The sequence below is a fragment of the Microcystis sp. M049S2 genome (assembly GCF_020245625.1).
GTDB lineage: Bacteria > Cyanobacteriota > Cyanobacteriia > Cyanobacteriales > Microcystaceae > Microcystis > Microcystis ichthyoblabe_A.
The window spans coordinates 1-11,995 of the sequence record NZ_JADBUN010000222.1; the positions used below are offsets into that span (position 1 = coordinate 1).

The following is an 11,995-nucleotide window of genomic DNA, read 5'->3' on the forward strand; positions in this document are numbered from 1 at the left end:
CGGTTAACAATTTGTAATATTCCTTGTTGACACCCTTACTGACAAAGAAAAAACTGAAATCAAGTCAGGATAAGGGTTGGAGTGCTTACTGCAAAAATTGTTAAGAAAGATCCCTATAAGGGATAGCTTGATAAGGGGGGCATCTGACAACTTTTAACGCCTACCTACTTAATTAAAGAATTGAATAATAATGGTAGCGAAGTAATAGATATAATTAAAATTTATTCCCCAAACACCATTAAGCAAAAAGTTATGGGAAATCCGACATCGGGCAATTTCGGCTGGATTGCAACTGCTCAATGAAGACGAAATAGAACAAGAACTTGCTGCACGTCGAGGAGGATGCAGTGAGTCATGAAATTGCTGGCACTTACGGTTTAGCGGCGATGGATGCACTTCATGTTGCTGCTGCGCTGCAAATTCAAGCTGATGAACTAATCACCACCGAAAAGCCAACCAAACCAATGCACCGAGTCAGGGAAATTCAGATTGTTTCAATAGACATCTCTTTTGCATGAGTAGAAAACGGGTTTCTCCGAGAAACCCGTTTTCTGTGCGTTACTCAGTCTCAACTTAGTTGGGGTTTAACAACCTTTCTAGATTTTGTTCACAGTTCTCTTTATGGGAGAGCATATTTAATTTTTCAGAAAGATGTAAAGCTCGTTGCCAGTGATTAATAGCTGATTTAAGATCATGGGTTTTTTCTTCAAATTCGGCCAAAATAATTAAAGTCTCTAGTTCTACATATCGTTCTCCAATATCGAGGGCAATATCTAAAGCTTGATTAAGATATTGATAGGCTAGATCATCCTTTCGAGTGATACTATAAATTTCTCCTAATCCAGCGCAAGCATGGGCAACACCTGCCACATCTGAAATAGCTAAAGCTCTTTTCTTTTGTTGTTTAAAGTATTTTTCAGACTCCTGAAAATTTGCTTGTTGCCCATAAATTGAGGCTAAATTTCCCAAAGACAAAATAATTCCTGCTTCATCGGTTATTTGCTCAGATAAGTTAAGACTTCTTTGAGTGTAATCGATAGCTTGATTCAAATCATTGATTCGCCGGTGTGCTTCTCCTAAATTTCGTAAAGCCGTTGCTTGATAAATAAGATTTTTAATTTTTTCTGCCCATTTTAAGTATTTTTCTAAACAAGCAATAGTCTGGTCAACTTTTCCCTGATAACCATAACAATTACCCAGATTTGAATGGGCAACATTAATAATCTCAAATTTTTCGTCACAATCGGGAATAATCTCGGCTAGATTTAAAACTTCATTCAGTCCTATTTCAGCGCTTAAATATTCCCCTTTTATTCCATCAATTGTTGCTATATTTACTTTTCCTCTTGCTTTCCAAAGAGGATTATTTAATTGCTCTGCTAAGGATAAGAGTTTCTCCGCATAATTTTTTGCTTGGTCAAATTGTCCTAATTCTCGATACATATAACCGAGTTCACTTAAACAGATAAAATCGGTTTCATTGTCAAGATTTCCTAATAATTCTTTACACAGTTTTATGCCATCTTCATAGCGTCCCCAGATGCGTAATTGTTTGTGCAAAGGTAAAGAAGTTGGATCATGAATTTCTAAGGGTAAAGAAAATAAAGATTTAGCTTCTTTGTACCAACCTAATCGACACAGACAGAGAAATGCTTCCACATAACGACTTGCCCGTTCTTGAATAGAGAGCTGCTGTCCCATTTTATCCTTAATATGGCGTTCATAACCAATTAAATGCCAGATAAATGCGCCAAAATGTGCTTTTTCAAAATGACTTCCTGTCGCTCCTAAAATTTCCCCTTTTTGTTTGACTTGAGCGAGTTCTCCAAAAACAGTAAAATCGATACTTGTGAGACGTTCTTTGACTCTTAATTGAGGAGATTTAAAATCATTCATGATTTGGTTTTCCTTCTTTTCTTTGGGTAGATACTAGATGCTTGAAAGCAACATTGCGAATTAAGCTGTGCTGTTTGATATGTGGTTCATATCCCGGTTGTTTTTGAGTTTCTACTAAATAACGGTTAAACAAGGTAAAAAGAGCTAGGTCTAAATCTTGTTCCTCGTATTCTGAGAATAATTGAAGATTTTCAAACCACGCATTTTTAAATTCAAAAGATGAATAAGTAGAACCATAGATAAGCAAGAAATAAGCAGTTTCAAAAGTGTTTTCAAGTCGCTCTATTGTTCTTTCGATTTCCTCCTCTAACAGTTGTTTTCGTAATTGTTTGGTCATTAAGTTGACTTTGTAATAATCATCAGGATTGGCTTTTTGAGCTTCATCAATCATTTCTCTTAATCGTCGAAATCGGGATTTATTCTCCTCATAATAAATGCTGATATCTCCATTCAGTCTATCAATAATATCACCAGAAATTAAGCGGATAGCGAGAGGATGTCCCTCATAAAGTTTTCCGATCTCTTTAAGGTAAGCAAGGTTACGTCCATGAAGAATTAATTCGACTTCTGCTTGTTGAAATAAACGTTCAAATAACTGTAAACTTTCCTGCTCTTCTAATCCCATTAATGGCTGAATATGCCAATATTGAGCTTGACTAAAAGTTTCAAAATCTTCAGGCTTATCCTGCGAAGTTATCACAATTCGAGTCTGACAATCTTCGGCTTCTAATATTTTTTGAAAAAAGACTCGCCAGAGGGGGTCTTTAAAGCGATTACTGCCATCTTGTTGTTCTCCTTGTAAAATATTTTCCATTGAATCAAACCAAATCAATCGACGATTATTGCTCAGATGATTAACCAGTTGAGTTAATAATTGTTCTGGGTTTTTTGCTTGTTTTGCCGTAACAGGTTCATCGCCACGATTGAGTAAATCAATAGCTGTGCTGATAAAGTTTTGTGCTTCTGATTGCGACTGTTGATCCTCCCGTTGATTAAACCCATCAAAATCAATAGGCAGTTCAGGAGGAAACCCTTCTTGACACAAAGCTAAGGCCAATTTGTAGGCGAGGGCAGTTTTCCCAATACCTGTTATTCCCGTAATTACGACCATGCGACAATCGCCTCTTAGTTTTTCCAGTAAATCACTTTGAAGAGACTCTCGCCCCACCCAGATAGGCTCGATATCTTGAGTCAGTTTTTGCAAAAGATTATCTAGATCTGCGACTTTTGAAGGGTCGATGTTCAAAGCTCGACAAAAGGCAAAAAAACCTTCCGATTGAATGGTTTTACCCCTCAAAAAATGATCTAAAGTCTCCGGTGAGCAGTTGTCGGCGTAATAAGAGTAATAAGTGTGGGCTGGGTCATTTGAAATTTCCTCCCAATTCCCATCGGGTTTGGCAAATTGACTAGCCTCGGTGCATAAGTATTTTCTAGTCCAGCCTTCTTTTTGTTTTTGCGCCCATCGGGTTTTGACTTGCTCAAGTCCCGCTACGGAGAGTTTTAACTTCATTGCTCTCTATTCAATCTACATAAGTTTATTTCTCTATTGTTGATCAATTATCCCCAGAAATTCTCATTTTTTGAAAAAATTTTCTCTAATCTGACTAAGCACATATCAGCTATTTGCTCAATTATAGGTATAGGAAGCCATTCAAGCTTTCTAATTCTTTCTAATTCCAGCTTCTTTTGCTTTTTGCGCCCAAAAATCATCGTTTTGCTTGCTTCTCCGTAGAAATCTAAGGATTTCTATCGCTTTACTCCCAATGAAGAGAGCCTCATTGCTCGTTGTCCTCTTCCTAAGGGTAGCAAAATGGCTATTTCTCAAATAATCAACCAAACCAATGGTAAACAGTTTATCTCATTATCATCTACATCGGTGCGGCTACTGTCGTCGGATGGAGTTGATGTCAATCACTTATTTAGCGGTCAAATACCAGAGCGTCAGTATGAGCAACTTTCTTGTTGGCTTGATTTAAAACCAAACGAGGAAAAGGACTTAACGGCACAAACATTTGCAACGCTAAAGACCACAAATTACACCCGAAAAGATCCCCTATTCACTTTAAGGACTGTCCGAAGAATGTTACAGGATAACGGTCTTCTCTTTGTCTATGATATATCCCAAACCCCTGATATTGAGCAATATGTGAAGATTCTGTTTTCTTGTGCTGGATTTATTGTGTTAAATAACATTGGCAACTGCTGGATTCTTAGCAAAAGAGCCTTACTTTCTTTTGATGTGCCAAAGGTCAAAGGTTATCTGGTCAAGGAAGCGGAAACACCGGCAGAAATTGAATCCTATTTCTTATTTCTCAAGAATCGCTATCCTGAGTCACAAAATTATCGCAAAGAAATCGACGATTTATTTACTCACCAATCGGTTATTTTTCTAGCCTATCCTGAACAGAATCTCTCTCAGGTAATCGGTGTTGCACGTTATACCTATTCTCTGCCTGAATATGGCTACTATTTGCCTTGTCAACTGGCAACATTTTGTGAAGGAAAACACACAGGAAAGCATTTGATGTTACCCAAAAATGTAACAAGCATCGGAGAAAGTCTCTCTCTCTATGATGAAAAGGGAACTGGCAAAAAAGGAACAAGTTATCTTGTTTATCAGCAATTGATTCGAGCTATCTTGACTTACAAACATGATATTGCTCACACTGAAATTTCCTACACGACTTATCCAAAAGGGGACGAAACCATTGAAGCACTGTATAAAGAACGTTTTGGATTTAAGCACACTCTACACGATAATGAAAAAGTTTGCTTAAAATATGGAACATTTGCCGGTCAATGGTATCTCATTGAACTGGAGCAGTGGATGATTAAGCATCAGTACCACAACGCTGACCAGATTTTTCATAAACACAAGCAAGCGTTTGCGGTGTGAAGTCTAGCTCAATAGGTTTCCGATAAATACTAGATTTTGGGAACTTAAGGTAAATTATCCTGAAAATTGGCTATATCCTTAAGTGTCCCGAAGTTGAACTAGAGTCTTAGCGATGCAATGCCTTATCCCACAAAGACTTGCAGCTTTTCAAAAAAAATTTGCATCGGGGAAAGTCCCCAATTTATGATAGGGACAATTCAGAAACTTAACATCTTATAGTGCTTTTCATGCCACTGAGGTATCGACAAGTTTTGCCAACAAAGGGTTTAAGCTCCTTAGCCATACCTTATTCTGATGAAAACTGCTATATCTAGTCCAATCTTTTATGAAGTGGACTTCCATGATCAGCTAGAAACCTAACCCCATCATAAATTTTCATGTCTGAAGTATCACGTCCGAACTTTTACGAATTATTAGAGATAGATCCAAGTCAGCCTTGGTCAGATGGAGAATTTAGCAAAATTCTTAAAATTAAACAAGGAGAATGGACTAAAAAAACAAAAATTCCTAAATATAAATTTGAATATACTCGCTATCTGCAAATGGTTAGGTTGATTGAGCAGATAATGAGGGATTCTGAAAGTCGTGAACAAGAAAGAAAACAAGCTCTCGAAAGTCAGTCACAACAAGCTCAAATCTTCAAGCAACAGTTTGAGGGAGATTTAAAGGGTATAGTCGCTAAAGGCTATATTTTAGAATCTGAGGTAAAAAATTTGATTACTAAGTTTTCCAGCGTGTTCTCAGAATCAGAGATTCGCCGTCAAATCAGTAATTTAGGGATTGAAATTAAGACTAAAGAAGAAGCAAATGACTCCGAAAATATTAAGATCAATGACACAGATAAAACAAAAATTGGTGAAATTGAAAATAATTTAAACTTTTTAAATCAACAAGATTTGTACAATTTTCTAGGACTCCCCAAAACCACTAGAACTGATGAATTGTGTGCAGCAGCAAGCAACCGATATGAAGAAATCAAGAACACAGGTCAATCAACAGCTGAAGCAAGTGCTATTATGGCACTTGCTGGACACGCTAAAACCTTTTTTAAGGATGATGAAAAAAGAAAAATTTATGACTTTTCTCTAAGTTTACAAGTTTTTCAATCTTTAGAAGAGGCAATTGATAACATTACGCTTCATGAAAAAATCATTTATGGAAAACAGTTTACTTATTTACTAGAATTAGCCTTTTCTAGAGGGATAGATGTTGAAAAAGCAAAAAAGCATATCATAACCTATGGACGAAATAAAAAAATTGCCGTAGAAATGGCAGGAGTTGAAGCGGTCAAACAGAAAATCGCTTGTCCTCAATGCCAAACCATTAATGAGCGGGATCAAGATTTTTGCTCAAATTGTGGAAGTTCTTTAAAAATAAAATGCCCTAGTTGTGGACTCATTTCTAGTATTGAAGATCGGGCTTGTTCTAAGTGTTCTTTTCCCATTGGGAATGAGTCAATCGTGCGTCGTTATTTAGTGGAGAGTCAAAAGTTAATTCATCAAAAATTTTATGAAGACGCAGTTAACCATCTTAATTTAACCCAACAAGCATGGTCAAGTCCATTGATCTCTCAGACTCTTAACGATGATTTAAGTAAACAAATTAGCCAATTAAAAAGTGAAGCAGAACAGAAAAAACAGAACCTAATTAATTGTCAACAACAACTCAATCATGCTATTAACGAACGTCTTTATTACGAAGCACGTCGTATTTTACAACAGCTAAAGCTTGAATTTGCTTCTCTTGATTTAAACAGAGAAGAAAGTAAAATTGAAGCAGAAATTCACAAAGCTGAATCAGAATTAGAAAAAGTGCGTCAACTGGAAACTCAAGGGGAAGATCCAATTGACCTCTATCAAAAGGTTCTTTCGATTTGTAAAGATTGTCAAGCCGCCAAAGACGCATTAGCCAAAACCCCACCGTTTCCTGCTAGTCAACTTTCTGCAAACAAGAGCCATAAAATCATCAATTTATCTTGGCAAGCAAGCCCTTCTAAGAAAGTTGGTTATACCATTATTAGAAAATATCACTCCCAACCTATTTCTAGTAAAGATGGAGAACAATTAGATACTATTTTTAGTACAAGTTATGATGACAACACGGTAGAAAGTGGTAAACCAGTTTATTATGCTATCTATACTAATAGAGAAGGGGTTCTTGCTGTTAATTCTGCCCAATTAGAGCAACCAATACTGTTAACCAGTGAAGTTTCTAATCTGGTTGCTCAAGCAATGGATACGCAAGTTAATTTAACTTGGACACATCCTCAAAATGTTACTGAAATTCAGATTTATCGATCTACTCAACCGTTCAATACTTCTAATCAGGGTGAACGAGTTGAAGTTATCAATATCAGCAACGTTATTGATAAAAATTTAGAAAATGGTAAGAAGTATTATTACCTAATTTATAGTTTATTTAAAAATTATGATGGAAGTCTTATTAAAAGCCAAGGAATTACTATTGATGTTATTCCCGAAAAACCCCCTTCTCCCCTAGAAGATTTAACCATTGAGGTGATTAAAACTGACCCTTATTACCAACTGAAACTATCTTGGCAATTACCCACAAAAGGAGAAGGAGCAGTCTTACAAAGCGATTCTTTTCCCGATTTCGGGAAAACACATTTATTACCTCAAGGCTCTTTATCAGAATATGGCAAAGTCTTACAGGAAACAAATACATCTGTAACTATAACAATTGAAAAGAAAGGAATTTTTTACTTTACCCCAATTCTTTTATTTCAAAAAAATGCTTATCTTGGCAAAACCAGAGAGTATGTCAATGTTGATGATGTTAGCAATTTGAAATGTCAAAAACAGACAAATGAAATTCAAGTTCGTTGGAATTGGCCAGAAAATTGTCAAGAAATTATTCTTTCTCATGGCGAGCGCCAATTTCCTTCAAGTCATAAAGACTCAAATGCAACCCACATTAAAGTTACAAAAAATCAATACAATCTAAAAGGTTATTATCCCCTAACCAGTATTACTAATAGAGATTATTTTATCGTGGTTTATGCTGTCTTTAATAAAGCAGGACAAACCTTGATTGCTTCAGGCTTAAATGAATCAGCACGGGTGCGAATTAGCCTATCAACTTTAATGAAGATTAATTACGAAATCTCTAGGGAAAAAAAGGGATTTGGGTTATTTAAAGGAAAACTTTTGCTGATCATTAATATCAATGGCAAAGGGCAAATGCCAGACTTAGTTTTAGTTTATAAACAAGGAGGGAAGCCAATTAAAAAAACAGATGGAGAAACAGCTTTAACCATTTCATCAACAATACTTCAGGAGGACAAAACAACTTTTACTTATGAACTAAAAGAACAAAATCGTTGTTACGGATCTTTATTTTTAGCCAACGATAGCCTTTATGAATCCAAAGGCGGTTATGTTCGTATTAACAAACCAGAAATTGATAAATTGGAGATGTTTTAAATGTCTAAAATTCTTTGTCCTTTTTGCTTTGAAAAAACAGAAGTCTCTCAACTTGAATATCGATGTAGTTATACTCGTTGCTCAGGAAAACGTGAAGATGTCATTTTAGCCCAAGCTCAAGGGCTTCTTAGCCCTACTATAGAAGGTTTAGTCTTTACACCCACAAAAAAAGGATTAGGTCGTTTGTTTGGAAAATCAAATCAGTTAGAAAAATGTCCTAATTGTAACAAAGAAACTTCTATAAAAGTATGTCCAAAATGTCACTATAACTTAAAGTATCTGTCAGGAGAAATAGAGGAAAAAATGATTGCTATTATGGGAGGACGAAGTAGTAGCAAAAGCACCTATATTTCAGTTTTAGTTAATCGTTTACAAAATGAAATTGGCAAAAATTTTAAGGCAGGAGTAATGTTCACTGATGACAAAAGTCGCACAATTTATGAAGAAATTTTCCGTAAACCAATTTTTGTTAGGGAAGAAATTTTACAAGCGACTGTCAGTAGCACTGTTGACTCCCGTGCGAAAACACCAATGATTCTTCGTGTAACTTTTGACAATAACGGTCAACGTAAAGCTATTAATCTTGTTTTATTTGATACAGCAGGTGAAGATATGGAAGATATAGATATTATGTCTTCTGAGGCACGTTATCTTTGTGAAGCGGATGGGATTATATTCATCTTAGATCCTCTGCAAATTGAAACAGTAAGACAGTTAGTAAAAGAGGATTTACCTGATAGATTAGAAAGCGCAGACCCCAATCGAATTGTTGAACGTCTTTATGAATTACATGAACAAAAATTGAAAATTAAAGCTGGTAAAAAAATTGAGAAACCGATTGCCTTTACCCTATCTAAAAGTGATGCTTTATTTCCCTTTATTGAAGCGGATTCAGTTTTACATCATTCAGGAGAACATTTTGGTTATTTAAACTTACCTGATGTGGAATCAGTCCATACAGAAATTTGCACTTATCTTGAAGAATGGATGGGTTCTGCATTTGATAACAAAGTTAAAACCTATTTTAATTGTTATCGTTATTTTGCCATGTCTCCTTTAGGGAAAAATCCTATCAATGGAAAGATTGAAGGGTTGTCTCCTTTAAGAATTGAAGATCCCCTTTTATGGCTTTTTTCTCAATTTCAATTTATACAAGGACGGAAGTAAAACAATGGTTATCCAACAACAATACTATACATCTTGTCGAACAGAAACTAGGACTGGCTATCAAATTAAGGCTGAATCTCCTAATTTTGAGAGTGAAAAACGTCAAATTTTAAACCGATTGATTGGATACTCTATCCCATCAGGTGTTGATGTCAAAGCAATCAATACTCATCCCATTGCTTTACGTTATTTTGTTAATGAAGAAGATGCTTTTTTAGTTTGTAGTCAATCTAGCGGACAAGATGAATTTGGCAGAGATGGAAATTTCTTTGCTCATAGTTTGGTGGGTACAGTTACAGAAATCTCTACTATTCCTAGCATTTTTTCGTGGAAAAGTCCCTTCTGGGTTAAACAAGATAAATCCTCACAAACTGCTTTACCAACTTTAAATGAATTTAACCACGAAATCACGTTTAATTTTGATTCAGTTTGGACATTTTTAAAAGATAAAAAACGACAAGAATGGTTTTATAAGTTGATTTGTGCCGTGATTGACTATGAACAATCAAAACGAAAAATTATTATTATTGATGATAATGAAGCGATTACTTATTGGATTGCTAGTCTCAGCACTATTTTACATCCTCGTTATGTCAACTATCTAACTTTTGCCACCTACCACCATGATCCTTATACGGCTCCTTTTATGATTACAGGAACGACCGAAAATTCTAACTTTCGTTGTAGCAATGATGAATATTACTCTTACTTTATTCTTAATGTTCCCCAACAAAAAGTTAGTGATGTTCCCGAATCGGATTTGGCGATTTATCTATTAGAAAACTTAGATGAGCAAAAGTATGAGAGTCAGATTTTAGAGTTTTACGAATGGTTAGATCGCTATAGTTCTGATTCTAAATACTTGAGTAAACATTTAGATTATTATATCAATTTTCAAAGAGCCATTAAGGGAGAAATAGACGCTTTGCCTTTTGCTAAAGTGATTGAATCTGCACAAGTTATCATCCAAGAGCAAAGTCAAAAAAACTCACATAGTCAATATGTACAACAGGATTTAGAAGATTTATCTTGGGCATCTTATTTATTAGGAAAGGCACTCATTAATCAAGAACAGAGTGATTTGCTTACCTCTTATATTAATGCTTTAAAAATGCTCAAAAAGATAGATAGTTATTTTCTTAATCAAGCTGATAAAGCTATCTTTATTTTTGTTTCATTAGTTCTTAACAAACAAGAACAAAAATCTATGACTTTATGGACTGCTCTAGAGTCTCTTTATTCACCTGCATTACTTAAAGAACATCTTAATTCTTTAGATTTTATTCAACAATTTACTCAGCAATTAAGAAGTAATGACTCGGAACAATTATTGATTTTCTGGAAACAGATTGGCAAAGAATTAACCTTGTCTTCTAGTAATCAGCAGAATTTGAGTATCATCTTAGCAAAAACATTCTCAGCCATTCCAGAGCAAGAGCTATCAAAAAGATTAAGAATTCCTGTGATTGCATCAACTTGGATTAAAGTTTTTCTAGAAAATGCTAAACTCTCGAAAGACTTTATTCTTGATAACGCTTTACTCTACAAACAAAAATATCCTAATTCTCCCGTCTTTGAATGGATTTACTATGCGCTTCTTCAACCATTTTCTTTTGACCAAAGACCTAAGTATTTTTGGACTTACTGGCAAAAATCTTCTTCGCTCATTCCAGAGTTACATAACTATGAATTACAAAGAGATATTTTACAATCTCATTCCACCTCACAAGCCATTGATGTTATTTATTTATGGTTAGATTATCTGGCTCAAAAATACCATAAATCAAAAGTAAAAGAAGCTCTAGAATTTATCTGGACACAACCACAGTTTGAGCGACAAGAATTAGCTGAAACTTTATTGCAAAAAGATAAGTCTGAAAGTATTTTTGAAATTGATATTTATAATCAGTTAATTCAAGATTTACTTTCCACTCTTCAACTTAACACCCCCACAGAATCACTTGCTAATATTTACACCAGAGTTTTAGCAAATCCTAACTTATCCATTTCTCAAGAACAAACACTTATTTTACAGGGGTCATTAGATATGTACCATAATCGTATTTCCGAAATGAACATTGAAGCTTCAAACCAACGTTATCAAACTTTACCACCAGAAAAATATGAGGAAGAAGTTGAAAAACTATTAGAAAAATTCTTTGCTCAAAAAACCCCTGAAAAACTGACAGAAGAACACTTTAAAGTCGTTCAAATTGCTTATGTTATTCGACATCGTGATTTATTTTGGGATATATACTGGTCGAATTTTTGCCACTGCTTAGTGGAAGAACAAAGAGTTAATGACATAGTTTTGATTATGGATTTATGGTTTAACGTTTCTTCCCATTTAGCAGAAAAACTCGGTTATTTTGTGCCAGAATTTTTTATTAACTTACCCAATGCCCTTGAAGAAGTATTTAAAAATAAAGGCTTTGGGAAGGTCAAAAAAGAGTTTGAAAGCAAAATTAAAAGAAAAAGTTGGTATCCTATTATCCAACCTATTTTTGAGAATACACGCTCCAATATTATGGGAAAAATTTCTAATTTCTTTAGTTGATTAACTTACCGATCATTTTGTTTATTAAGGAGGAAA

At 34.9% G+C, this 11,995-nt stretch carries 7 protein-coding genes; 5 read left to right on the forward strand and 2 right to left on the reverse strand.

Annotated features, from left to right (window positions below; translation table 11 throughout):
- Positions 1-323: 323 nt before the first annotated feature.
- On the forward strand, positions 324-518 hold the full coding sequence (locus tag IM496_RS18115; RefSeq protein ID WP_052276200.1) for a PIN domain-containing protein: 195 nt from the start codon (positions 324-326) through the stop codon (positions 516-518).
- A 55-nt stretch (positions 519-573) separates the two neighbouring features.
- On the opposite strand, the gene IM496_RS18120 is transcribed toward IM496_RS18115, so the two are convergent.
- Both IM496_RS18120 and IM496_RS18125 read right to left on the reverse strand, forming a co-directional pair.
- On the reverse strand, positions 574-1,896 hold the full coding sequence (locus tag IM496_RS18120; protein WP_287662813.1) for a tetratricopeptide repeat protein: 1,323 nt from the start codon (positions 1,894-1,896) through the stop codon (positions 574-576).
- Positions 1,889-3,406, reverse strand: a complete 1,518-nt coding sequence (locus IM496_RS18125) for an nSTAND3 domain-containing NTPase (RefSeq protein WP_287662814.1) — start codon at positions 3,404-3,406, stop codon at positions 1,889-1,891. The genes IM496_RS18120 and IM496_RS18125 overlap by 8 nt, the downstream gene beginning before the upstream one ends.
- Positions 3,407-3,706: 300 nt before the next feature.
- Here IM496_RS18125 and IM496_RS18130 point away from each other — a divergent pair, with 300 nt between their 5' ends.
- From IM496_RS18130 to IM496_RS18145, 4 genes are all read left to right on the forward strand, one after another.
- Entirely contained in the window at positions 3,707-4,792 is a 1,086-nt protein-coding gene (locus IM496_RS18130) for a hypothetical protein (RefSeq protein ID WP_287662815.1), read from the forward strand.
- A 377-nt stretch (positions 4,793-5,169) separates the two neighbouring features.
- Complete coding sequence (locus tag IM496_RS18135; RefSeq protein ID WP_287662816.1) at positions 5,170-8,235, forward strand: double zinc ribbon domain-containing protein; 3,066 nt, start codon at positions 5,170-5,172, stop codon at positions 8,233-8,235.
- A complete protein-coding gene (locus IM496_RS18140) occupies positions 8,236-9,402 on the forward strand; it encodes a TRAFAC clade GTPase domain-containing protein (protein ID WP_287662818.1) in 1,167 nt (388 codons plus the stop codon).
- A gap of 4 nt (positions 9,403-9,406) precedes the next feature.
- Positions 9,407-11,959 (forward strand): GAP1-N2 domain-containing protein, encoded by a 2,553-nt coding sequence (locus IM496_RS18145; RefSeq protein WP_287662819.1) that lies wholly within the window; start codon positions 9,407-9,409, stop codon positions 11,957-11,959.
- Positions 11,960-11,995: the final 36 nt, after the last annotated feature.

Excerpts from the sequence above, each read along its gene's own strand:
- IM496_RS18145 (WP_287662819.1), top strand. The coding sequence starts at position 9,407 with ATGGTTATCCAACAACAATACTATACATCTTGTCGAACAGAAACTAGG.
- IM496_RS18120 (WP_287662813.1), bottom strand. The coding sequence starts at position 1,896 with ATGAATGATTTTAAATCTCCTCAATTAAGAGTCAAAGAACGTCTCACA.
- IM496_RS18125 (WP_287662814.1), bottom strand. The coding sequence starts at position 3,406 with ATGAAGTTAAAACTCTCCGTAGCGGGACTTGAGCAAGTCAAAACCCGA.
- IM496_RS18140 (WP_287662818.1), top strand. The coding sequence starts at position 8,236 with ATGTCTAAAATTCTTTGTCCTTTTTGCTTTGAAAAAACAGAAGTCTCT.
- IM496_RS18135 (WP_287662816.1), top strand. The coding sequence starts at position 5,170 with ATGTCTGAAGTATCACGTCCGAACTTTTACGAATTATTAGAGATAGAT.
- IM496_RS18130 (WP_287662815.1), top strand. The coding sequence starts at position 3,707 with ATGGCTATTTCTCAAATAATCAACCAAACCAATGGTAAACAGTTTATC.